Annotated in this window: 20 protein-coding genes; 12 read left to right on the top strand and 8 right to left on the bottom strand. The window is 69.9% G+C overall.

What is annotated here, in order from left to right; translation table 11 throughout:
- Positions 1-6 precede the first annotated feature (6 nt).
- Complete coding sequence (locus tag D8896_RS04455) at positions 7-1,113, bottom strand: thiamine ABC transporter substrate-binding protein (protein WP_121820882.1); 1,107 nt, start codon at positions 1,111-1,113, stop codon at positions 7-9.
- Positions 1,114-1,215: 102 nt separating this feature from the next.
- On the opposite strand from D8896_RS04455, the gene D8896_RS04450 reads away from it, so the two are divergent.
- Positions 1,216-2,403, top strand: a complete 1,188-nt coding sequence (locus D8896_RS04450; RefSeq protein ID WP_121820881.1) for an AI-2E family transporter — start codon at positions 1,216-1,218, stop codon at positions 2,401-2,403.
- A gap of 18 nt (positions 2,404-2,421) precedes the next feature.
- Here the strand turns inward: D8896_RS04450 and D8896_RS04445 are convergent, their stop codons facing one another.
- Positions 2,422-3,867 carry an MATE family efflux transporter gene (locus D8896_RS04445; RefSeq protein ID WP_121820880.1) on the bottom strand — a complete coding sequence of 482 codons (1,446 nt, stop codon included), beginning with the start codon at positions 3,865-3,867 and terminating at the stop codon, positions 2,422-2,424.
- Positions 3,868-4,018: 151 nt separating this feature from the next.
- Entirely contained in the window at positions 4,019-5,635 is a 1,617-nt protein-coding gene (locus D8896_RS04440; protein ID WP_121820879.1) for a spermidine synthase, read from the bottom strand.
- 113 nt (positions 5,636-5,748) lie between these two features.
- Here D8896_RS04440 and D8896_RS04435 point away from each other — a divergent pair, with 113 nt between their 5' ends.
- The 4 genes from D8896_RS04435 (at position 5,749) to D8896_RS04420 (ending at position 8,399) form a co-directional block, all read left to right on the top strand.
- On the top strand, positions 5,749-6,408 hold the full coding sequence (locus D8896_RS04435) for a helix-turn-helix domain-containing protein (RefSeq protein ID WP_121820878.1): 660 nt from the start codon (positions 5,749-5,751) through the stop codon (positions 6,406-6,408).
- A 123-nt stretch (positions 6,409-6,531) separates the two neighbouring features.
- On the top strand, positions 6,532-6,840 hold the full coding sequence (locus D8896_RS04430; protein WP_121820877.1) for a HalOD1 output domain-containing protein: 309 nt from the start codon (positions 6,532-6,534) through the stop codon (positions 6,838-6,840).
- Between the two features lie 79 nt (positions 6,841-6,919).
- Positions 6,920-7,768, top strand: a complete 849-nt coding sequence (locus D8896_RS04425; protein ID WP_121820876.1) for a ribose-phosphate diphosphokinase — start codon at positions 6,920-6,922, stop codon at positions 7,766-7,768.
- A 97-nt stretch (positions 7,769-7,865) separates the two neighbouring features.
- Complete coding sequence (locus D8896_RS04420; RefSeq protein WP_121820875.1) at positions 7,866-8,399, top strand: heme NO-binding domain-containing protein; 534 nt, start codon at positions 7,866-7,868, stop codon at positions 8,397-8,399.
- 9 nt (positions 8,400-8,408) lie between these two features.
- On the opposite strand, the gene D8896_RS04415 is transcribed toward D8896_RS04420, so the two are convergent.
- A complete protein-coding gene (locus D8896_RS04415) occupies positions 8,409-10,544 on the bottom strand; it encodes a hypothetical protein (RefSeq protein ID WP_121820874.1) in 2,136 nt (711 codons plus the stop codon).
- A 186-nt stretch (positions 10,545-10,730) separates the two neighbouring features.
- Here D8896_RS04415 and D8896_RS04410 point away from each other — a divergent pair, with 186 nt between their 5' ends.
- The 3 genes from D8896_RS04410 to D8896_RS19200 all read left to right on the top strand — a co-directional run bounded on the left by D8896_RS04410 (position 10,731) and on the right by D8896_RS19200 (position 14,781).
- Complete coding sequence (locus D8896_RS04410) at positions 10,731-11,879, top strand: BMP family lipoprotein (protein ID WP_121820873.1); 1,149 nt, start codon at positions 10,731-10,733, stop codon at positions 11,877-11,879.
- Between the two features lie 4 nt (positions 11,880-11,883).
- The gene (locus D8896_RS04405) at positions 11,884-14,307 is read left to right on the top strand and encodes a methyl-accepting chemotaxis protein (protein ID WP_121820872.1); all 2,424 of its coding nucleotides are present in this window, start codon (positions 11,884-11,886) and stop codon (positions 14,305-14,307) included.
- 336 nt (positions 14,308-14,643) lie between these two features.
- A complete protein-coding gene (locus D8896_RS19200; protein ID WP_162991439.1) occupies positions 14,644-14,781 on the top strand; it encodes a hypothetical protein in 138 nt (45 codons plus the stop codon).
- 231 nt (positions 14,782-15,012) lie between these two features.
- On the opposite strand, the gene ileS is transcribed toward D8896_RS19200, so the two are convergent.
- The 3 genes from ileS to D8896_RS04390 all read right to left on the bottom strand — a co-directional run bounded on the left by ileS (position 15,013) and on the right by D8896_RS04390 (position 19,899).
- Entirely contained in the window at positions 15,013-18,252 is a 3,240-nt protein-coding gene (ileS, locus tag D8896_RS04400) for an isoleucine--tRNA ligase (RefSeq protein WP_121820871.1), read from the bottom strand.
- 430 nt (positions 18,253-18,682) lie between these two features.
- Positions 18,683-19,555 (bottom strand): DUF4397 domain-containing protein, encoded by an 873-nt coding sequence (locus D8896_RS04395; RefSeq protein ID WP_121820870.1) that lies wholly within the window; start codon positions 19,553-19,555, stop codon positions 18,683-18,685.
- Positions 19,556-19,686: 131 nt separating this feature from the next.
- On the bottom strand, positions 19,687-19,899 hold the full coding sequence (locus tag D8896_RS04390; RefSeq protein WP_121820869.1) for a hypothetical protein: 213 nt from the start codon (positions 19,897-19,899) through the stop codon (positions 19,687-19,689).
- Between the two features lie 97 nt (positions 19,900-19,996).
- On the opposite strand from D8896_RS04390, the gene D8896_RS04385 reads away from it, so the two are divergent.
- From D8896_RS04385 to D8896_RS04375, 3 genes are all read left to right on the top strand, one after another.
- Positions 19,997-20,620 carry a uracil-DNA glycosylase gene (locus D8896_RS04385; protein ID WP_121821195.1) on the top strand — a complete coding sequence of 208 codons (624 nt, stop codon included), beginning with the start codon at positions 19,997-19,999 and terminating at the stop codon, positions 20,618-20,620.
- Between the two features lie 72 nt (positions 20,621-20,692).
- A complete protein-coding gene (locus D8896_RS04380; RefSeq protein WP_121820868.1) occupies positions 20,693-21,118 on the top strand; it encodes an HIT family protein in 426 nt (141 codons plus the stop codon).
- Between the two features lie 59 nt (positions 21,119-21,177).
- Entirely contained in the window at positions 21,178-21,912 is a 735-nt protein-coding gene (locus tag D8896_RS04375; RefSeq protein ID WP_121820867.1) for an AAA family ATPase, read from the top strand.
- Here D8896_RS04375 and D8896_RS04370 read toward each other — a convergent pair.
- The gene (locus tag D8896_RS04370) at positions 21,904-22,407 is read right to left on the bottom strand and encodes a DUF7858 family protein (protein ID WP_121820866.1); all 504 of its coding nucleotides are present in this window, start codon (positions 22,405-22,407) and stop codon (positions 21,904-21,906) included. The genes D8896_RS04375 and D8896_RS04370 overlap by 9 nt on opposite strands.
- Before the next feature lie 172 nt (positions 22,408-22,579).
- Between D8896_RS04370 and D8896_RS04365 the strand changes: the two genes are divergently transcribed.
- Positions 22,580-23,464 (top strand): transcription initiation factor IIB, encoded by an 885-nt coding sequence (locus tag D8896_RS04365; RefSeq protein WP_121820865.1) that lies wholly within the window; start codon positions 22,580-22,582, stop codon positions 23,462-23,464.
- The last annotated feature ends 63 nt before the right edge of the window (positions 23,465-23,527 follow it).

The following is a 23,527-nucleotide window of genomic DNA, read 5'->3' as shown; positions in this document are numbered from 1 at the left end:
TGCGGGTTAGTTCCCGGCGATCTCGCGGGCCCACTCGCTGACCCAGCCGTCGAGGTTGCCGGCCAGTTCGTCGTAGTCGAACACCACGGCCTCGTCGGGTTCGAGGGCGTACTGGTCGAACTCGTCGGTCAGGTCGGCGTGGTCCGTCGCGGGCAACTGGACGTTGCGGACGGCGATCTCGCCCTGTGCCGCCGGCGAGAGGACGAAGTCGAGGAACTCGAAGCCGAGCGCCGGGCTGTCGCTGGCCTCGAACACGGCCATCCCCTCGGGGTTGGCGTACGCCTGCCCGTTCGGGAACGCGACCTGATGGCGGCTCATGTCCTGGTCGTTCCGGTTCGCGTACACCTGGTCCGTCGAGTAGGAGACGACCATCGGGCGCTGGCCCTGGCTGTAGGCATCGTACGCGTCGCCCCACGAGCCGAAGATACGCACGTCGTTGTCGACCAGGTCCCGCCAGTAGTCGAGGTAGCCGTCGGCCGAGTACTGGTTCACCGTCCACAGCATGAACGCCCGGCCCGGGTCGCTGGACTGGGCGTTCTGGGCCAGCAGCGTCCCCTGGTAGGGGTCGGTCGTCAGGGCGTCGAGCGAGGTCGGCTCGTCGACCTCGTTCTCGTCGTACACGAGCGTGATGTAGCCGGTGTCGTAGGGGACCGCGCGGGACTGCGGGTCGAAGCGGAGGTCGTCCCGCACTGCGTCGCCGTTGTCCAGCGCGTAGGCGTCGCTGCTCATGAACAGCGAGTCGTCGAGTTCGCGGTCCGCGACGACGAGGTCGTCGACGTTCAGCCCGAGGTACACGTCGGCGTCGATGCTCGCGTCCCGCGACGCGCGCTGGACGAACTCGGTGACGCCGTTCTCCGCGACCTCCCAGTTCAGGGTCACGTCCGGGTACTCCTCCTCGAACGCCTCCTTCACCCACCCGCCGGGGCTGGTGCTCGGCGAGTCGACGAACGCCCCGTAGGTGGCGACGGTGAGTTCGCCCTCGAAGCTCTCGGGCGTCGTCAGCGTGCCGTCGCCGCTCCCGCTGTCGTCGCCGTCGTCGGACTGCGTGATACACCCTGCGACCGTCGTGGCGGCGACGCCCGCGGTCGCCGTCAGGAACCTGCGCCGTCTCATTACCCGGTGGTTGCACTCGGTAGTCTTAACCTCCGTGATCCGGGACGGCGAGCGGCCGTCCCCCGGCGGAAACGTTTTGCCGTCCGGCCGTGAGGGGCGAACGTGTCACGCAGTCGTAGATACGTTCTCTCGGGCGTCGTCGTCGCCCTCGCCCTCGTCGCAGCGGCGATCCTGTGGGACGTGCTCGCAACGGTGTTTTTCGCGGTCACGGTCGCGGCCGTCTTCGCGCCGGTGTACCGCTGGCTCGTCGCCCGCGGCGTCCCCGAGTGGTGGGCGAGCGCGCTCACGTCGACGCTCGCATTCCTTGCCGCGTTGACCGTGTTCACGCCGCTGGTCGCCGTGCTGTACCGCCGCCGGGACCAGCTGCTGGACCTGTTCCGGAGCCTCCCGTCGGCGGTCGAGGTCGAGTTCCTCGGCTACAGCCGGGTGATCCCGGCCGGCGAGGTACAGACGGTCCTCGCGTCGTACCTCGGCGACATCGCCGTCGACGTGGCGGCCGCGACGCCGGTGCTGGCGATCAAGTTCGCGCTGTTTGGCTTCGTCGTGTTCGGCTTCCTGCTCGGTTCGGACCGGGCGTACCGCGCCGTCGTCGGGACGGTGCCCGTCGAGTACCGCGACGTGGTCGCGGCGCTCCACGAGCGCGCCCGGTCGACGCTGTTCGCCATCTACGTGCTCCAGGCGGCGACCGCCCTGGGCACGTTCGTCGTCGCGCTCGTGCTCTTTCTCGCGCTCGGCTACTCCGGCGCGGTGACGCTCGCCGTCGTCGCCGGCGTCCTCCAGTTCCTCCCCATCGTCGGCCCGAGCGTGCTGCTCGGCGTGCTGGTCGCGTACGAACTGCTCGCCGGCGAGGTCGCCGCCGCGGCGATCGTCGGCATCGCCGGGGCCGTCTTCGTCGGCTACCTGCCGGACGTGGTGATCCGGTCGCGCCTCGCCCGGCGGAGCGCCGACATGCCGAGCACGCTGTACTTCATCGGCTTCACCGGCGGCCTGCTCAGCCTCGGCCCGGTCGGGATCATCGCCGGCCCGCTCGCGGTCGCCTTGCTCTCCGAGGGGGTCGACCTGCTGTCGGCGGAGACGGGCGGCTACCGGCAGTCGACGCTGGCCGAGGACGGCGGCGCGGACACGGACGGTGGAACGGACCCGGACGGCGGCACCGGGGACGGGAGTTCTACGGGTGATACGACGACCGAATCCGAAGGGGACGTCGGGGCCGAGCCGGACCGGTCCGACGACTCGCCCGGCTCCTCGGCGTCCGTGCGCGAGAGCGACACGCCGGGCGGCGCGGAGTGACTCTCGCGCTCGCCGCAGTCAGTCGTCCGCGGGCGCGGCGTCCGGCCGGAACTCCCGGCTGATCGACTTCCACTTCCCGGTGGCGAAGCGGCGGTAGTTGATCGCCGCCGGGACGGCCGTCTCGGCGACAAAGGCGAGGTAGAGGCCGGCGATCCCCAGCGCCGTCGTCGCGCCGAGGTAGGCGAGCGGGAGCGCGACCAGGAACATCCCGATCGCCTGGCTGTAGAACGGCCAGCGCGTGTCGCCGCTGGCGTCCAGCGGGCCGGCGGCCGCCCCTTTGACCGCCTGCGGGATCGAGGCGACGCAGGCGACGTACACGAACGCGACCGCGACCGGCACGGACGGGTCACCGGCGTCGCCGACGAACGAGACGACGATGGGCCGGGCGAACAGGCCGATGGCGACCGCCGCGACGGCGTACGTCGCCACGGCAAACCGGATCACGTCGCGGGCGTACGCCTCCGCGGCGACCTCGTCCGCGCCGCCGAGTTCCTGCCCGACGAGGCTGGACGCTGCGAGCCCGAAGCCCCAGCCCGGCGTGTTCATGATCCCCCAGATCCGGCGGGCGATGACGTAGCCCGCGACCACCGTCGGCCCGAACAGGCCGACGATGGCCAGCATCGGGAACTTCGCGACCGTCCACACGAGGTTCCGGCCGACGACGGGGAGGCCGATGTCGAAGAGGTCCCGCAGGACGCCCCGGTCGACGTAGCGCCCGAGGACGCGCACCCGGACGCCCAGGTCGCCGGTCAGCGGGAGCCGCCCCGCCGCGAGGCCCGCGGCGAACGTCGCGGTGACGAGGACGTTCGCGACGACCGTGCCCAGCGCCGCGCCGACGACGCCCATCCCCAGCCCGAAGATCAGGACGGCGTTGACGGCGACGTTGGCGACCGCGCCGCCGGCCCGGACGAGCATGGGCGTGTACGCGTCGTCCATGCCGATGTAGATCCGGCTGCCGACGAGGTTGAGCCCGGCGAAGGGGACGCCGAGCGCGAGCACCCGGAGGTAGTCCGCGCCGAGTTCGATCGTCCGGGGATCGTCGGTCATCACGCCGACGAGCTCGGCCGGGAACAGGGAGAAGGCGGCGGCGACCGGCACGGTCACCGCGAGGACGAGCGCGGCGCTCGTGCGGATCGCCTGCCCGAGTTCGCCGTGGGCGTCGGCCCCGTAGCGCTGGGAGACCAGCGCGATGGTGCCGCCGGCGAAGCCGCCGCCCAGCGAGAAGGCGACGCCCCAGTACGGCGACGCGAAGCCGACGCCGGCGATGGCGAGCGGCCCGACAGCCACCCCCACCATCGCCACGTCGACGGCGTTCTTCGACATCCGGGCGATCCCGGTGAGGATCCGCGGCCACGCCAGGTCCGTCGTCCGGCGGACCCGGTCGGCGGAGATCAGGCCCGCACGGGCCAGCGCGAGGCCGATCCAGAGGACGACAAGTCGGACGGGGTTCGGAACGCGTCGCACTGCCGGTACTATTTCGATTCGAAATAAATGCGTTGTGAAACGGTCCGTTGTGCGTCGGCTCCGGGGCCCGCCGACTCGTCCGGCAAATGACGGAAAAGGGGGACAACCGACTGCATGATCAGGGGTCGCGTCGCCGCCACCCGCGAGGAAGCTATCCCGGGAACGCCGGACTTCGCGCCGCATCCGCCCGGAGCACCGACGGCGACGCCGCCGCGGACTCGTTGCCGCCGTCGCCCGTCTGCTCGACGACGTAGCGCTGGCCGGCCATCGGTTCGAGCAGGCTGTCGACCGGCGCGCGGTCGTCGCGCAGGACCGGGACGCCGTCGGTGTCGGTCGTGCGCTGGAAGTTGTCTATCTCGTCGCTCAGGTTTAGCCCCACGTCGCGCTGCCGGTTGCGCTCCCGGAGGAACGCCTCGGTGACCTGCTCGTCGCCTTTCGTCGCCATCAGCTCGATGTTCTGGACCGAAGCCGCCCCCGCGGTCGGGAAGGCGTACACCTGCGGGAACGCCTCGTTCATCGTCTTGTACTGCGCGCGGTAGAACTTGGAGGCCGGGCCGCTTCGCGCCGAGATGACGTTTGCCAGCAGGACGCCGTCCTCGTCGAGGCGGTCGTTGGCGAGTTGCATGAACTCGACGGTGGTGAGCTGGAACGGCACCTTGTCGCGCTTGTACGCGTCGAGGACGATGAGGTCGTACGTCTTCTCGGTGTCCTGCAGGTACTGGCGGCCGCCGGCGTTGTAGATGTTCAGCCCGTCGCCCTCCTCGACGCGGAAGTACTCCTTGGCCACGTCGATCACCTCGGGGTCTATCTCGACCACGTCGACGGTCGCGTTGTACTCCGCGGCGAACCGCTTCGGGCCGGAGAAGCCCCCGCCGCCGATAAAGAGCACCCGGTCCACGTCGTCGGCGACGAGCATGGGGACGTGGAAGTACCGCGTGTACTCGAACACGTGCCGGGTCGGGTCGTCCTTGTCCATCGCGCTGTGGCGCTGGCCGTCGAGGTACAGCGTCCGCGTGTCGCCGCTGTCGATCACTTCCAGCTCCTGATACGGCGTCTGGGTCTGGTAGACGACCTCGCCGCGCACGGAGTAGCCGACCGCGGGGGCGAGCACGGCGGCGACCAGCAGCAGCGTCACGACGGCGACGGTGGCCGCGGGGCGGCGGGACGGTGACGGGAGGAGGAGCCACGCCGCCGTCACGACGAGGCTGGCCCCGAAGACGAGGGCGATCAGGTCGACCGACAGCGACGGGATCAGGAAGTACGTCGTCCCGAACGCGCCGACGATGCTCCCGACGGTGCCGACGGCGTACACGTGGCCGGAGGCCGCGCCGATCCCCTCCTTCTTCGTGAGTTCGGCCCCGTACGGGCTGATGAACCCGAGCAGGTACGTCGGCGGGCCGAAGAGGAGGACGATAGCCGGCACGGAGGCGTACCGCGGCGGAAGCGGGAACGCGGCGGCCCCGGCGAGCAGGAGTTCGCCCGCGAAGATCAGCACGGCGACGTAGCCGGCGGTCGCGGCCAGCAGGACGGCCATCTGCTCGTGGGTCGCCTCGACGGCGGCGCGCTTTCCGCCCACGTAGTAGCCGAGGCTCAGCGCGGCGAGGAACACGCCGATGATGCTCCCCCAGGTGTAGATGCTGCTCCCGAACTGCGGGGCGACGACGCGCCCGGCGAGTATCTCCAGTCCCATGCTGGCGACGCCGGAGACGAACACCGCCGTCCCCGGCTTCGACGGGGTCGCAGGGACGCGGTCGGAGATGCTTCCCATCGACCGTTCGGTAGGGCGGGGCGGCACTAAGCGTTGGGGAAGCGGGGAACGGCCCGTGTCGCCCGTGCGACACGCCACCGCCGACTTTTCACCGACGAGGTGTTCGGTCCCACATGGCCACGATAGCGGAGTTCACGGTACCCGCCGACGCCTTCCCGCTGGGTCGCCTGTTCGAGGACCTCCCGGCGGCGGCGATCGAACTCGACCGCATCGTCCCGACCGGCGACGCGATCGTCCCGTACGTCTGGGTCCGGGATGCGGCGGCGGAGGACGTGGAGGCCGCCATCCGCTCGCACCCGGACCTGGCCGGGATGGAACTGGTCGACACGACGCCGGCGGTGTCGCTGTACCGGATCGAGTGGGGGGCCGACGCCAAGGGGATCATCTCCTGTATCACCGACAGCGACGCGTCGCTCCTGCGCGCGAGCGGCACGGCGACGGAGTGGTCGTTCGAACTCCGCGGCGACGACGCCACCGCGATCGCGGGGTTTCGGCGCCGCTGCAGGGAGTGTGGGATCGACGTGGAACTCACGCACCTCCACGCGCTCTCGGAGGACGAGATGGGGGGCCGCTACGACCTGACGCCGGAGCAGCGGGAGACGCTCCTGCTCGCCTTCGAGGAGGGGTACTACGACGAGCCGAGCGGGACGACGCTACAGGAACTGGCCGACCAGCTCGGCATCTCGCGGCCCTCGGTGTCGGCGCGGCTGAAGCGCGGCTACCGGAACCTCGTCGGGACTACGCTGGTTCACGGGACGGACATCGACGAGTAAGGGTGAGTACGGTTGCGATGACGAGTAGCCGGGCGTACCTCCCGGTGGTCCGAATCGGACTTGAACACCCTCCATAGTTAACCTCACCGCTGAACTGGGGGGACGACGTAGACGAACCATCGAATGTCCTCACGCAACACACTCGGGACCGACGCGTCCCCGTTCGACTACGAGATGGAGCCGACCGAGCGGTTCAGCGAAGCCGTCATCGAGGCCGTGACAACGGTGTCCGACTACGAACCGGTCGGGGTCGCAGGCGAGGATAGCCGCGCCCTCTCGCCCCTGTACGACTTCGTCGACCCCGACGCGCTCAATGCGCTGCTCGGCCAGACGCCGGACGCGAGTAAGGGTGCGGACCGCCTCCGGTTCGACTACGGGGAGTTCGCGGTGACCGTCGAGTCGACCGGGTCGGTCCGCGTCCGGCCGCGCTGAACCGCGCCTGCGTCGGTGCCCGTCGCGCCGCTCCCGGCAGAACGAAAACGGGTTTAAGCAGGCTCGCGGATCCCCGACCATGATACTCAGCGGCTCCGCGTCCCAGTCCCTGGCGGCCGAGCTGGCCGCCGAACTCGACGAGCCGCTCGCCCCCGTCGAGTTCGAACGGTTTCCCGACGGCGAACTGATCGCCCGGATCGGCGACGCCACGCCGGACCGGGCCGTCGTGGTCGCGTCGACGCCGACCAGCGACGCCCACGTCGAACTGCTCCAGCTACAGGACGCCGCCCGCGAGGCGGGCGCGAGCGAAGTCGTCACCGTCCTGCCGTACATGGGGTACGCGCGGCAGGACGCGGCGTTCGCCCCGGGCGAGCCGGTGTCGGCTCGCGCCGTCGCTCGGGCGATCAGCGCCGGGACGGACCGGACGCTCGTCGTGAACCCACACGAGGACGCGGTCCGTGACTTCTTCGACCCGACCGCGACGGTCGTCGACGCGTCGCCCCGGCTCGCCGAGCCGCTCCCGGCCGACCTCGTCGACCCCGTCTTCCTCTCGCCGGACGAGGGCGCGCTCGACATCGCGGCGGCCGTCCGCGACGCGTACGGCGCGGGCGAGACGGACTTCTTCGAGAAGACCCGCCGTTCGGGCTCGGAGGTGGATATCTCGCCACGCGACGCGGCGGTCGAGGGGCGGGACGTGGTCGTCACCGACGACATCATCGCGACCGGGTCGACGATGAGCGAGGCGGTCGGCATCCTCGCCGACCGGGGCGCGGCGCGCGTGTTCGTCGCCTGCGTCCATCCGCTGCTGGCCCGGAACGCGCCGACGAAGCTCTCCCGTGCGGGCGTCGAGACCGTCTACGGGACGGACACGCTGGAACGCGCGGCCAGCGAGGTGACGGTCGCGCCGGCGGTCGCGGCCCACCTGTAGGATTTCGAACCCCTCACCGGAGTCGGGAGATTTAAGCATCGTTCGAATGACCGTATCGATCGTGAATGTACGGCGTGTGTGGGGGATCCACTGACACATGCACGGGATAATCCACAAGTCGCTGAAGGAGTACGTCGAAGCGCGGTTGAACGACGGTTCCTGGGAGGACCTGCTCGACGAGGCTGGGATCGAGCCGAAGCTCTATCTACCGGTTTCACACTACCCGGACGAGGAGGTGACCGGGATCGTAACCGTGATCGCCGACAACACTGGGCGCTCCGAGCGGGCGGTCCAGCGCGACTTCGGGGCGTATCTCGCCCCGGAACTGCTCGACACGTTCAAGGCCCACGTCCGGGACGAGTGGGACACGCTCGACACCATCGCCCAGCTTGAGACGGTGTACGAGGGGATCGAGGGCAGCAACGACGACACGACGCCCCCGGACGTGGAGACGCGCCGCGACGGCGACGCCGTGACGGTCGCGTACCACTCCGACCGGGAACTCTGCGCGCTGGCCGAGGGTATCATCCAGGGAATCGCCGAGGTCAACGGCGAGGAAGTGGCGATAGACCACCCCGTCTGCGTCCACGAGGGCGACGGCCACTGCGAACTGACCGTCACCCGGGCGTAGCGCCGCCGGCTACGTCCGTCGCCGGGCGAGCGCCATCGCTACCGCGACCGCCACGACCGCGCCGACGACGCCGAATCCGGGCATCCCCCGGGCGTCGCTTCCGCCGTCGCTCCCGCCGCCGTCACGTTTTCCGGCGACGCCGACTGTTTGCTCCACGCCGCCAGCACTAACCGACACGCTCCCCGCCGGAAGCGTCGCGTTCGCCGCGACGGTCGTCCGCCCGCCGGCGTCGACCGTCGCCCGCCGACTCCCGACCGGCTCCCCCGCGACGGCGAACTCGACCGCGCCGTCCGCCGGCACGTCCGCGTCGTTTTCGACCGTGGCGACCAGCCGAACCGGCTCACCGGCGGTCGGCGACGACGGCTCGACCCGGAGGGCCGTCACCGTCGGCGCGGCCGGCTCGCGGACCGTCACCGTCTGCGCGTCGCCGGCGACTGCGACCGCGTACTCACCCGGCTCGTCGAACGTCGCGGTCAGGTCGACGGTTCTCCGCGCCCCGGGCGTGACGGTGACGCTCCGGGCGGCGACGCGCTCCCCGTCGACGGTCAGTGCGACGACGAACTCCCCGGTCCGGCCGCCGTCGTTCCCCACGGCCACCGTCGCGGTGAGTCGCTCGCCCGCGGCCAGCGGCGGCGGGGCGGCGACGCTCCGGTTCCGGTACTGCCCCTCGACGCGGAACCCCTCGACCGCCACCGTGCGGACGGCCGGCGCGGCGTCGAACGCGGTCGCGTGCTCGCTTGCGCCCCACACCGTCGGGACGCGGTCCGTCGTCGCGTACCGGCGGGCGACCTCCCGGGCTCTCGGCCCGCCGGAGTCGTTGACGGCGGCGTAGAACGTCGCCCCGTCGACCTGCCCGTGCTCGTTGAGGCGGCGCAGTGCCGTCGCGTAACTCCGCCGCCGGTCGCTCTCGACGCGGGCGGTGTAGTCCACCGCGCCGACGACGAGCGCCCCCTTCACGTAGTTCGCGCCGTTCCCCCGCCACGTGGACGGGTCGGCGAGCACGGCCCCCGCGAAGGGCGAGCGCTGGCCGTTCCGCAGGTGGTCGCGGAACCGGTCGAACCCGATCTCGCCCTGCTCGAACGCGAACAGCGCCGAGTAGTACTCGGCCGAGGCCTCGATGGTCCAGTCGGTCTCGGCCGTCGTCGCGTAGTCCTGCTGGGTGTGGACGTACTCGTGGATCCAGACGTTGTTCGGGGACGCCAGCCGCGAGTCGGCGCGTACCCACGCGTCGTCGGGCCCGTACTGCAGCCCGAGCGGTCCCCAGTCCGCGTCGGTCGGCACGGCGACGAAGAACGTCTCCGCGTCGTTCGCGCCGACGCGCAGCCGGTCGCTCGTGGCCGCGACCGAGTCGAGCACGGCGTCCGGCGACTCGGCCATCGACGCCGCCTCGGGGACGACTAGCCGGATCCGGCCGCGGTCGGTCTCGCGGACGTGGTCCTCGTACGGACCGAGGTACGCCATCTCGCCGCCCGTCGCGCCCTCGCCGGCGATTTCGGTGCGGCGGTCGAGGGTCACCTCGGGCTCGTTGCTCGGCCGTTGCCACCCCGTCGCCAGCTGTGGCACCTGCACCACCGCCCAGTCGCCGGCGTCGACGAACACGTACCCCGGCGCGGCGTCGTCGAGATGCCCCCGGGGAGCGGCGCGCTCGTCGGGGACGTACTCGGCCCAGCGGTCCCCCTCGTCCGTGTCGTCCGCGGTGCTCTCGGCGACGCCGTTCCCGTTCGTCACGTTCACCGACCGCCGCGCGTCGCCGGTGACGTTTGCCGGCTGGTCGAACGTCACCGACGGGCGGGCGGTCGACCCGTCCCACCGGTACTCACGGTCCTCCTCGCGGTCGAATCCGCGCGTCGCCGTCACGGTGGCGTCCGACGGCACGGTGACCCGGACGCCGGTGACGCGGTCCGGCACGTCGAACCGCACCGTCGCCTCGATGCTGCCGGGGTCGTCGGGCGTCAGCCCCAGCGTCACCGTCCGGACGAGCGCGTCCGCGCTGGCGTTCGGGGCCGACGCGTTCGGCCACGCCGCGTGGTCGACCGTCGCGACGCGGTCGCCCTGGCCGACGCCGGCGGTCGACGCGCCGACCACCCCGGCGACCGCCGGGATGGCCCCGATCACGAGCGCGACGAGCAACGCGTTCCGTAGCACTACTCTGTCTGGGTCCTGATATATAATGGGCGTTTCGCCGCCGACCACCCAGTTATATAAATTTGTCAACAACAATCACACCGGCCAGTTACCTCCTGTGACAGCCGTTAACGTCCGTATTCCCGGGGACATCGTGTCGGATGTCTACCATTGGATACAAGTAGATGCAATATATTCCTCTTGTTCATGGCAGGTAAGGGGCCACAATACGACAGACGCCGGATCTTGACCGGGGCCGGGAGCGCCGGCCTCGCGTCCCTCGCCGGTTGTGCGGCTGCGCGGGAGGCGCTTCTCGGAAGCAGCGACGACGGCGACGCGGAGGCGGCCGACGACGAAAACGACGGCAACGAGTTCGACGACAACGTCCGCGCCGACGCGAACGCGTACATCGGCATGGTGTACTCGACCGGCGGTCTGGACGACAAATCGTTCAACGACCTGGCCCACCGTGGCGTGCAACGCATGAAGCTCGAACGGGGCATCTCCTTCGCCTACCGGGAGCCGTCGAGCCCCGAGGAGATGCCGGGGTACCAGCAGGAGTTCGCCGAGTCGACCTCGCCGAACTACGACCTCGTCTGCTGTATCGGGTTCGACCACGTGAGCGGCCTACAGGAGAACGCCGACGAGTTCCCCGACCAGAAGTTCGCAATCGTCGACTCCGTCGTCGACAAGGACAACGTCGCGAGCTACGCGTTCAAGGAGCATCAGGGCTCGTTCCTCGGCGGCTACCTCGCCGCGGGGCTGACGAGCCGCGACGTCGCGGCCGGGAGTGGCGAGACGCGACCCGACGCGTCGACCGTCGGCTTCGTCGGCGGCATCGAAACCGAGGTGATACGGCGGTTCGAGGCCGGCTTCCTCGCCGGCGTCGACCACCACGAGGCCGACGTGGACGTGCTCACCGAGTACGTCGGCGGGTTCGGCGACATCGAGGGCGGGAAGGCCGCCGCCGAGCGCATGTACGACGAGGGCGCGGACATCGTCTACCACGCCGCCGGCGGGACCGGACTCGGCGTGTTCCAGGCCGCACAGGAGCGCGGCCGCTTCGCGCTCGGGGTCGACTCCGACCAGTCGCGGTCGAACCCGCGCTACTCCGACGTGATCGTCGCCAGCATGACCAAGCAGGTCCACACGGCCGTCTCACGGGCGATCGCGAGCGTCCTCGACGACGAGTTCCAGGGCGGCTCCGTGGTCGAACTCGGTCTCGAGGCGGACGGCGTCTCGCTCGTCTACGGCAGCCAACTCGGGAGCGCGGTCCCGAACGAACTGCAAACCGAGATCGAGGACATCCAGGCATCGATCGTCTCGGGCGACATCGAAGTCCCTCGACAGCCTTAGACCAATGACTGACACCAATCCAGACACCGATACCGACGACAGCGCAGACCGAACGGTGCCGCTCTCGACGCGGGTTACCAACCTGCTCGTGCCGTCGTTCATCCAGCGACGGTACGCCCTGAAGTTCTTCGTCTCCATCCTGATCGTCGTTTTCGTCATCTCGATGGTCGGCAGTTACGGCTTCCTGCAGGCACAGGGCGCAGTCGAGGCCAGCACCGAGACCGACCTGAAGGGGACGAGCGAACTCCAGGCCGACTCGCTCAACGAGTGGGTCGACAAGATGCAGCTTCAGACCCGGACCGTCTCGGCCGGCGAACCCCTCCAGCAGGGTGACCAGCCGGCACAGTACCTCATCACGAGACGCGACCGCATGTCCGACGACGTGCTCGCGGTCCACCTCGTCGACTCCGAGGCGGGCGTCGTCGCGGCGAGCACCGAGTTCCCGATCGAAGGGTTCGAGACCGAGACGCTCGCCGCCCGGAACGTGCCGTGGGCCGACGCCGACGTGCCCTCCGGGCCGGGCGAGAACGACCGCGTCTGGATGAGCGACCGCTCGTACCGCTCGCCCGTGCTCAACGACCGGCCGGTGATGGCGTTCGCCAGCTCCGTCCCGGGACAGGAGGACCAGTACGTCGTCGTCCTCGCCCGCGTGCAGGACCACCTGGACCAGATCCAGACCGACGACCCCGCCTACGACACGAAGATCATCAACGGCAACGGCGAGACGGTGCTCCAGATAGACGAGTCCGTCAACACGAGCCTCCACGGCGACGCCGTCGCCGAGACGCGCTCGTCCGGGGAGACCGGCTTCCAGCAGTCCGCCGACGAGGTCCACGCCTACGCCGAGGTCAACGCGACCAACTGGGTCGCCATCCGAACCGTCGACAAGGACACGGCATTCGCCGTCCAGCAGCAGGTCAGCCAGAACGTCCTGCTCATCATCGCCTCGGCGCTGCTGACGCTCGGTCTCGTCGGCGTCGTGCTCGGCCGGCAGACGATCAGCCCGCTCACCGCGCTCCGGGAGCGGTCCGAACGCATGGAGCAGGGCGACTTAGACGTGGACCTGCACACCCACCGGAAAGACGAGATCGGCCGGCTCTACCAGTCGTTCGACAGCATGCGCGACGCGCTCCGCGAGCAGATCCGCGAGTCCGAACGCGCCCGACAGGAGGCCGAGGAGGCCCGCGAACGGACGGCGCAGATGAACCGGCACCTCGAAGCGAAGGCAGACGAGTACGCGACCGTGATGCAGCAGTGCGCCGCGGGCGACCTGACCGCGCGGATGAGCCCCGAGAGCCAGAACGACGCGATGGCCGACATCGCCGCCGAGTTCAACGCGATGATAGACACCATCGAGGGGACGCTCGACGAGGTCAAGCGGTTCGCGAGCGTCGTCGCCGCCTCCAGCGAGGAGGTGACCGTCAGCTCCGAGGAGGTCCGCGCGGCCAGCGAGCAGGTCAGCGAGTCCATCCAGGAGATCTCCGACGGCGCCGAGGAGCAGAACGAACAGCTCCAGACGGTGTCGGCGGAGATGGACGAACTCTCGACGACCATCGAGGAGATCGCCGCCTCCTCGAACGAGGTCGCCGACATCGCCGAGCGCACCGCCCGGACCGGCAAGGAGGGCCGCGAGGCCGCCACCGAGGCGATCGAGGGGCTCGACACGATCGAGGCCGAGTCCGAGGAGGCCGTCGACGAGATCGAGGCCCTCGAGGAGGAGATGGACCAGATCGGTGAGGTCATCGAGTTCATCACCGAACTGGCCAAGGAGACGAACATGCTCGCGCTGAACGCCAACATCGAGGCGTCGCGCTCGTCGGCCGGCGACGAGAGCGAGGGCTTCTCCGTGGTCGCCGGCGAGGTCAAGGACCTGGCCGAGGAGACCCAGGACGCGGCCCAGGAGATCGAGGAGCGCCTGAACAGCATCCGCGAGCAGACCGAACGCACCGCCGAGGAGGTCCAGCGGACCAGCGACCACATCGGCGACCACCGCGGCTCGGTCGAGCGCGCCATCGAGGCCCTGGAGGAGATCGCCGAGTTCGCCGAGGAGACCAACACCGGCGTGCAGGAGATCTCCGACGCCTCCCGGCAGCAGGCCCAGTCGACCCAGCAGGTCGTCGCCATGGTCGACGACGCCGCCACCATCTCCGAGGAGACGACCGCCGAGGCCGAGAACGTGGCGGCCGCCGCCGAGGAGCAGACCTCCGCGCTGACCGAGGTGTCCCAGTCCGCCAGCGACCTGGCCGGCCAGGCGTCGCGGCTCTCCGAGGTGCTCGACCAGTTCGACACCGACACGGAGTCGGTGTCGTCGGACGACGGGCTAAGCAGCATGGACGGAAGCGACGGCGACGACGGCAACGAGTGGGGCGACGAGTGGACCTCCACGGCCGACGACGCCGGCGACGTGGGGTCCCCGGCCGAGGACTGACGACGAACTTTTTCCCGGTCGGGTGTCCTCGCGGGCCTTCGGCCCGCTGCGGGCACCCTCCCGGCAAAAACTTCGATGAAAAAGGCCGCGAGCGCCGACGGCGCTCGCGGTGTCTCCGCGAACGACGTGAGCGGAGGCTCGTCAGAGCTTCGCTCTGACGGCGAAACGGCGGCTTCGCCGCCGTATGCGTGATCGCTTCGACCCGCACAACGACCACAGCCGACGGCCTGCCCTCCCCCGGGCGCTCGGCCGCTCGCCGGGGGCGGCGAGCGCCCTCGCGCTGGCCGTGCAGAACCGTCGGTCTGTTTTTTGTGGTGACGAAATAAACGGCCGACCATGGGTCACTGCACGGACTGCGGCGAGGAACTCGTCGAGGTCGTCGAGAGCGACACGGACGCGAAGTTCAGCGACGCGACCGTCTGGGAGTGTCGAAACTGCGGGGCGATACTCGGCGTGACCGAGTACGGTGTCTGACCCGGTGCGTCAGTCCGACGCTTCGGGTGCAGCCAGCGGTTCGATTGCGATCTCCATTCCCACGCCTTCAACGTCCCGACACGACCTTTTTCCGTTCGGGTGCGCGTCGCGCACCACTCACGCAAAAAGCTCGATCAAAAAGCGTCTCCGCGGGGCGTCGCCCCGCTCCGGCGCCCCGACTCCGTCCCGCTACTCCGACGCTTCGGGTGCAGCGGGGGCTCGCGGCTCCCGTCAGTCGCCGCTCGCCTGTTCCGAGGCCTCCCGCTGGTCGGCCTCGAACGGCTCGATGGCGATCTCCATCGCCACGCCTTCAACGTCCCACTCCTTGCGATGGCCGTCCTCGACGGCCGCGAACTCGTCGGCGCGGACCTCCTCGCGCACGAGGTCGCGGTGGCGGTCGACGAGGTCGGCGACGCGGTCGTCGGCGACCGACAGGTCCAGCCGGATGCGCTCCTCGATGTCGAGATCGAGGTCCTTGCGCATCTCCTGCACGCGGCGGATCACCTCGCGGGCATACCCCTCGGACTCGATGTCCTCGGTGAGCGTCGTGTCGACGTAGACGACGCCGCGCTCCTCGCCGCCGCGTTCGACCGCGGTACCGGTGACGCCCTCGGGCGTTTCGGTGACGAACTCGACCATCTCGTCGGTCAGCGACTCGCCGTCGAGCGCGTCGGCGACGGCCGCCTCCAGCGCGTCCAGCGACGGCTCGTCGACGCGGGCGTCGTTCAGGGCGTTCATCACCGCACCGGCGCGGTCGCCGAACGCGGGGCCGAGTTCGCTCATGTCGGCGCGGGCGCTGTACTGCAGCTCCGACCACTCCTCGTCGGCCCCGACGAGTTCGACGTCGCGGGCGTTGAGCCGGTCGCCGAGCAGGTCGCGGTGGCGCGCGACGGCGTCGGTCAGGCGCTCGTCCTCGGCCGCGACGACGACGCGCTGGACGGGCCAGCGCAGCTTGCGCTCGGCCTGCTGGCGGGCGTTCGAGCCGGCCTCCTCGACGGCGCGGAGGAACGCAACGTCCGTCTCCAGTTGCTCGTCGCGCCACGCGTCGTCCGGCGTCGGCCAGTCGCACATATGGACGGTGTCGTACTCGGCGTCGCCGGTGAGTGTCCCGTATATCTCCTCGGTGATGAACGGCGTGAAGGGCGCGAGCAGGGCGACGACCTCGCGGAGCACGCGGTACAGCGTCGCGTAGGCGGCCGTCTTGGAGGGGCTGTCGGCCTCCTCCCACATCCGTTCGCGGACCTGCTGGACGTAGTACCGGGAGACGTCCTCGACGACGAAGTCGAGTATCGCGTCGACGGCCTCGTCCTGCCGGTAGTCCTCCATCGCCTCGGTGGCCTCGGCCTCGACGGTCTGGAGCCGCGAGAGCACCCACTCGTCGGCGAGTTCGAGGTCGGCGTCGGCCAGGTCGACGGCCTCCGGGTCGAACCCGTCCATCCGCATGTACGGCAGCGGGAAGCGGAACACGTTCCAGAGGATGTTGAGGCGGCGCTGCATCTCCCCCGTCTCGTCGTAGGAGAACTGCATGTCGTCCCCGCGGGCGGTCAGCGACAGCAGGAACGCCCGCATCGGGTCCGCGCCGTACTCGTCGACGACCTCGCCGGGGTCGACCCGAATGTCCTTGGACTTGGACATCGCCCGGCCGTCGGGCATCAGCGCGTGGCCGTGCATCAGCACTCGCTCGTAGGGGCTCTCGCCGACGGCGGCTGTCCCCATGCCGAGCTGGGACCAGAACCAGCCCCGCGTCTGGTCGTGGGCCTCCATGATGAGGTCGGCGGGCCACAGCTCGTCGAACGCGTCGGTCTCCTCGGGGTAGTCCAGCGTGCCCCACGTCGCCACCGAGGAGTCCAGCCACACGTCGAACACGTCCGGGACGCGCTCGTAGGTGACGCCGTCCTCGGTGATCGTCAGGTCGTCGACGGTGCCCTTGTGCAGGTCGACCGCGTCGGGGTCGACCTCCTGGTCGACGCGCTCGGCCAGTTCCTCGCGGTCGCTGACGACGATGGCGTCGGCCATGTCGCCGCTCCACTCGACCGGCTCGCCGCGCTCGTCCTCGCTGGGGAGCCAGATCGGCACGGGGGTCCCCCAGTAGCGCTGGCGCGAGACGTTCCAGTCGGGGGCCTCCTCGACGAAGTTCCGGAAGCGGTTCTCCCGGGCCTCCTCGGGGAACCACTCCGCGTCGCCGATGTTGTCCAGCAGATCGTCTTTGATCTCGGTGATGTTGATGAACCACTGGTCGGTGACGATCTGGACGATGCCGGTGTCACAGCGCCAGCAGTGGCCGTAGCTGTGGGTGGTCGTCCCGGCCGAGAGCATCAGCCCCGAGTCCTGCAGGTCAGCGATGATGTCGTCGTTCGCGTCTTTGACGTACTGGTCGGCGTACTCGCCGGCGCGCTGGTCGTACACGCCATCGCTGCCGACCGGACAGACGATGTCAAGCCCCAGTTCCCGCCCGCGCTCGAAGTCCTCCTCGCCGTGGCCCGGCGCGGAGTGGACCAGCCCGGTGCGGTCGGCCTCGACGTAGTCGGCGGTGTACACCTCCAGCGCGCCCTCGCCGTCGGGATGCTCGGGCACCTCGTCGGCGAGCGGGTGGTCGTACGCCCAGCCGACCATCTCATCGCCGGACAGCGTCTCGACGACCTCGTAGTCGTCGTAGCGCCCCTCCCGGAGCACGTCCTCGACGCACTCCTCGGCGACGTAGAGCCGTTCGGTCTCGCCGTCTTTCTCCGCGTCCACGCCGACGTACTCCAGGTCGCCGTCGACCGCGACGAACGTGTTCGCGGGGATCGTCCACGGCGTCGTCGTCCAGATGACGAGGTGGCCCTCGCGGTCGGCCAGGTCGAACTTCACGTAGATCGACGGGTCCTCCACGTCCTCGTACTCGACCTCGTTGTTGGCGATGGCCGTCTCACACCGCGGACACTGGGTGATCGAGCGCTGGCCCTGCTCGACGAGGCCGCGCTCGTGGGCCTGCGAGAACCCCCACCAGGCCGCCTCCATGTACTCCGGGGTGACCGTCTTGTACGGGTCGTCCCAGTCCATCCAGACGCCGAAGGATTTGAAGTCGTTCTGGAGGCCTTCGAGGCTCCCCTCGGCGAACTCGCGGCAGTCGTCGATGAACCGGTCGACGCCGTACGCCTCGATGTCCTTCTTGTTCTCGAACCCCTTCTCCTCCTCCACCTTCGTCTCGATGGGGAGGCCGTGCATGTCGTAGCCGGGGCGGTCGGTCACGTCGTAGCCGCACATCCGCTTGTAGCGGATGTACACGTCCTTCAGGCTCTTGTTCCACGCGTGGCCCATGTGGGCCGACCCGGAGGTGTACGGCGGGCCGTCGACGAAGAAGAACGGCTCCTCGCCCTCACGGTGTGCTTTCGCCTGCTCGTATGCGTCGACCTCGTCCCAGTAGTCGAACACTCGCTCCTCGACGGCGTCGGGGTCGTACTGGTCGTCGACCGCCGCGAACCTGCTCATGGGTGGTCTGTGTCCCTCCACTATTAAAGGGGGATCGGTCCCACAGAAAGCCCTTGCGCGCCGTTGGCACGGCGCGCTGCGCCCTTTCTATGTCCACCGGAGGACGCAAAGCGTCCTCCGAGCCTTCGCTCACTCCGTTCGCGAAGACGCCGCGAGAATCGCTGTGCGATTCTCGCTAAGGCCCGCCAGTCTGCGCGAGCGCTGACGGTCGTCAGCGCACGCTTCGAGTGCCTGCCCTCCCCCGAACGCTCGGCCGCTCGCCGGGGGCGGCGAGCGCCCTCGCGCTGGCCGACCGCTGATCGTTAGGGCGGTTGCGTACGGTGGTTCGTTGACCGGATCGGTGACCACATTGGTTCAGACCAAATCGGTTCGACTCCGGTCGGTTCGCGGAGGCAGTGCCCGGCAGCGCAAAAAAACGTATGCGGGACGATCAGTGCTTGTCGTTGCCGTCGTCGCTGTCGTCGGTAGTCGTGTCGTCGCCGTTGTCGTCGTTCCCGTTCCCGGTGCCGTCGTCCATGTCGTCGCCGTCGTCGTCCATGTCATCGCCGTCGTCGTCCGTGTCGTCGGCCGATTCGGGCAACTGCTCGAACGGGTCCTCCGCGACGACCAGGTCGAACTCCTCGTCGCCCGCGGCGTCCTCCGGCGCGAGGTAGCCCGTCGCGTACGCGCTGTACACCGTCCCGCGCTCCAGTTCCACGTCGAACGTGGCGACCGGGTCGGCCTCGTCGTCGCCCGCCGGCCGGACGGCCAGCGTGTACGATCCGGGTGCGACCGTCGCGTAGTCGGTCACCTGCCCGAAGCTCACGTCTTCGAACGGTACGAACTCCGTGTCCTCGACGCCCACGTCGACGGCGGGCGCGTCGGGCGAGGCGTGGTACAGCCGCACCAGCGCGGCGTTGCCGTCCTCCAGTATCGCCGGCTCGAAGGTGTCCTCGGCGAGTTCGCCGACTGCCGCGACGGTAAAGTAGCCGGGCTCGACCGTGATATCGCCCTCGAACGCCACCGTGTCGCGGTCGCCCGCGGCGGTGATGGTCACCGTGTACGTCCCCGTGGGGAGCGTCGCGTACTCCGTCACGCTGCCGTAGGCGACGCCGGTGAACGCCGGCTCGCCGTCGACGAGCACGTCCACGTCGGGCGCGTCGGGCGACGCGTGGGCGACCCTGACGGCCGCCTCGTCCGCCCCGAGGTCCACCTCGTCGTCATCGTCGTTTCCTTCCTGGGCCGTCGCGGCTCCCGCCCCGACCACCGACAGTACACCTGCGGCACCGAGCGCCTTCAGCGCGTCTCGCCGTGTTGCTGACATTGCCTCCGTATGCAAGGAAAACAGCGGATTAACCGTTGTTACGGGCTCTACGGGGTTCTATGTCGGAGAACGTTCGAACGGTTCCCGCGTTGTTGCCGGTTCGTGTTGGTGGCGGAACCCGTTACTCCCGGTTAGGCGTCGATTGCCCGCCGGACCACCTGCTCGTAGCCGAGCAGGTAGACGCCCGCGTACAGCAGGACGACGCCGAACCCGGTGAACCACAGCCCGAGCACGGGGTCGCCGCCAGTGAGCTGCTGGAGGCCACTGTACTCGGTCGCCAGGCCGAGCAGCGTCAGCGCGCCCGCCCCGAGCGCGTACACGAACAGTTCGATGAGTATCTGCATGGCCGACGGGAGACGGCAGGTGATTATGGGTTTTTCGTTCGGCGGGCGACGCCGGAAAACCGACGGGTACACGAACACGGCGGTCGTTGTCCGCCCGATGCCCCGATTCCCCGACTCGCGTAACGTTATCGAACCCGGCTGCGAGCGCTGTCCGGCGCTCGTCGACTGCCGGGAACGGATCTCGTGGGGCACCGGCTCGCTCGACGCGACGCTGGCCGTCGTCGGGGAGGCACCCGGCGCAGGTGATCCGGAGGCCGACCGCTGGCGCGGCGGCAACTGGACCGGGCGGGCGTACACCACCCGCCACTCCGGCCGCCGCGTCCGCGGACTCGTCGCCGACCTCGGCTACGCCGACGACTGCTACTTCACGAACGCGGTCAAGTGCTTCCCCGCGGACGGCGACGGATCCAACCGCGAGCCGACCGCCGCGGAGCGGGCGAACTGCCGCGACCACCTCCGGACGGAACTCGACCAGGTCGCCCCCGCGGCCGTCCTCGCGACGGGCAAGCACGCGACGCGGTCGCTGCTCGCCGCCGACGGCCGGACGCTCGACGGCTTCATCGACTCGGTGTTGGACCCCGTCCGCGTGGAGGCGCTCGACGTCGACGTGCTCCCCCTCCTGCACCCCTCCTATCAGGACGTGTGGCTCGGCCGCCTCGGCTACGACCGCGAGGGGTACGTCGACGCCATCCGCGAGGAACTGGCCGCGCTGGTCGAGTGACGGTCGCGGCTGCCGGCCGCTGGCCGCGCTCGTCGGGTAACCTTCTTTACCGGAGCGGCCGACGCCACGCACATGGCCGAGGACTGCATCTTCTGTGGGATCGTTGCCGGCGACATCCCGAGCCGAACCGTCTACGAGAACGACGACGTGCTCGCCTTCCTCGACGCGAATCCGCTCGCGCCGGGGCACACGCTCGTCATCCCGAAAGCACACCACGAGACGCTCGGCGACCTGCCCGAGGACGCGGGCGCGGCCGTCTTTGCCGCGCTCCACGACCTCGCCCCGGTCGTCGAGGACGCCGTCGACGCCGACGCCTCGAACGTCGCGTTCAACAACGGCGAGGCCGCGGGCCAGGAGGTCCCGCACGTCCACGGGCACGTCATCCCGCGGTTCGAGGGCGACGGCGGCCGCCCGATCCACGCGATCGCCGGCTCCCGCCCCGACCTCTCGGACGACGAACTCGACGACATCGCCGACCGGATCGCCGACGGCGCGTAGTCGTTTCTGCTCGAACCAAACGCGGATATTTTTATGCCAGTAAGTTAGAAACGACTGGCATGACGATCCGAACTGTAACCCTCGTCGGCGCGACCGGCGGCGCGGGGACGACGCGCCTCTCGGTCGAGGTCGCGGCGACGCTCGCCCGCGACGGGCGCGAGGTAGCGGTGATCGACGCGAACTACGCCACGCAGGGCCTCGCGGACTACGTCGACGGGCGGATCGACCCCGACGTGACGACGCTCGTCACCGACGACGAAACGGCGGTCACGGACGCACTGGTCGACCTCGACGTCGACGCTCCCGGCTCCGTTGCCGCCTGCCCCGCCCGCGCGGCGTTCGAGGCGCTGGCCCGGGCCAAGACGGCCGGCGCGGCCGAACGGCTCGGGGAGACCATCGACACGGCGGCCGAACGAGTCGACCACGTGGTCGTCGACGCGCCGCCGGTCGCGGACAACCCCGCCGTCGCCGCGGTGACGCGGGCGGACCGCGTCGGCGTCGTGCTCCCCGCGTCCAACCGCGGGGTCGACGCGCTCCAGCGGCTCCGCGGCCGACTGGCGGACGTGGGCACAGCCGCCGACCTCGTCGTCTCGAACCGCGGGGAGGACCCGGTCGAGGAGGCCGACCTGACGGTGCCCGAAAGCGCGGTCGTCCGCCCGGGGAACGCCCCGGCGGTCACCGACCCCGACGACGCCTACGCGCCGGCCGTCGCCGCCGTCGCGGAGACGCTGTTCGACGCGTCGCTCGACGTCGAGTTCCCGGAGGACGGATTGCTGTCGGACGTGTTACAGTAGCTCGTCGACGGAGCTCATCGCGTCGTCGAGCGGATCCTCCCCTGGTCCGGCGTCGGCCAGCGCGCGCTCGGCGGCCTCGGCCGCGCCCGGGACCGGGTCGTGCGTCTCGACGTACGCCGCGAGCGCGAACTCCGCCTCGGACTCGCCACACAGCGCCAGCGCCTCCGACCGCGGGAGGTCGGCGGCCAGCCAGTCACGGACGATTTCGCGCTGGCGCGGCGAGAGCGGTGAGAGCCCCTGCACGCCCAGCCGATGGAGCGCCTTCGCCGCGGTCATCGGCGCGACGCCGGCAGCGCTGCCCGCCACACCGACACTCGCCCCATCGGCGTACGTCTCCACGACCGTCGCAGCGTCGTCGGCGGTGCAGGGCAGGTCGTCCGCGTACTCCGCGAGTCGGTCGGCGAGTTCCGTTTCGGTGTCGTCGACCGTCGCCACGCCGCGGTCCCGCTGCTCGGCAGTGACTTCCACACCCGCGGCGATCTCCGACAGCGTCATGGCCGGACGTATTGAACCAACCGATTAAAAATTACTGGTACTAGTGTAGAAATATTCCTGCGCTCGACCTGGAACGTACCGGTTACCGGTACGTTCGAACCGGCGGTTCTACCGGTTTTCTCCGCCGACCACCTATATTTAAATAACCCATCCGGACGAAGCTCCGACTGTGATGAGTGCGACACGCTCCACCGACGCATGCCCGGAATGTGACGGCCACCTGAACGACAGCCGCGACGAGACAGTCTGTGCGGACTGCGGGCTCGTCGTCGCCGAGGACCGCATCGACCGCGGTCCGGAGTGGCGGTCGTTCGCGGACGACGACCGGAACCGCGAGCGGACCGGCGCGCCGCTGACCCGGTCCAGACACGACCGCGGGCTCTCGACCGAGATCGGCTTCGGCGACGGATCGAACACACGCCTGACCGGACGCAAGCGCCGGCAGGTCGCCCGGATGCGGCGGGAACACAACCGTGCGCGGATCCCCTCGAAGTCCGACCGCAATCAGGTGTACGGCTTCACCGAGATCCGGCGGCTGGTGAGCTCGCTGTCGCTGTCCGAGCACGTCCGCGACCAGGCGTGTACGCTGTTCGAGTCGGCCCAGTCCGAGGACCTGCTCCGCGGTCGCTCGCTGGAGGGCTTCGCGGCCGCCGCGGTGTACGCGACATGCCGGATCGAGTCAGTGTCGCGGACGCTCGCGGAGGTCGTCGACGACGCCCGCGCCGACGAGGACGAACTGAAGGCCGCCTACGACGCGCTGAACCGCGACCTGGGCCTGCCGACCGGTCCCGTCGACCCGGCGGAGTTCCTGCCGCGGTTCGCCAGCGAACTCGACTGCGACCGCGCGGTCGAGCGCCGCGCCCGGGAGTTCGCCGAGCGCGCCGGAGAGCAGGGCGTCGTCTCGGGCCGGAACCCGGCGGGCGTCGCCGCCACCTGCCTCTACGCCGCCGACTGCGAGCGCGAGGGCGACCTCACACAGACCGCGGCCGCCGACGTGGCGGGCGTCTCGCCGGTGACGCTCCGCTCGGCGTACTACGCGTTGACGGAGGGCGAGTGACGCCGGCAACTGTCACATCCGAGCTCAGTGGAGGAAAAAATCGGCAGGGGTGGGGAACCACCA

Source organism: Halostella salina, assembly GCF_003675855.1.
Taxonomy (GTDB): Archaea; Halobacteriota; Halobacteria; order Halobacteriales; family Natronoarchaeaceae; genus Halostella; species Halostella salina.
Note: the sequence above shows the minus strand (reverse complement) of the source record. Positions and strands in the feature narration are given on the sequence as shown.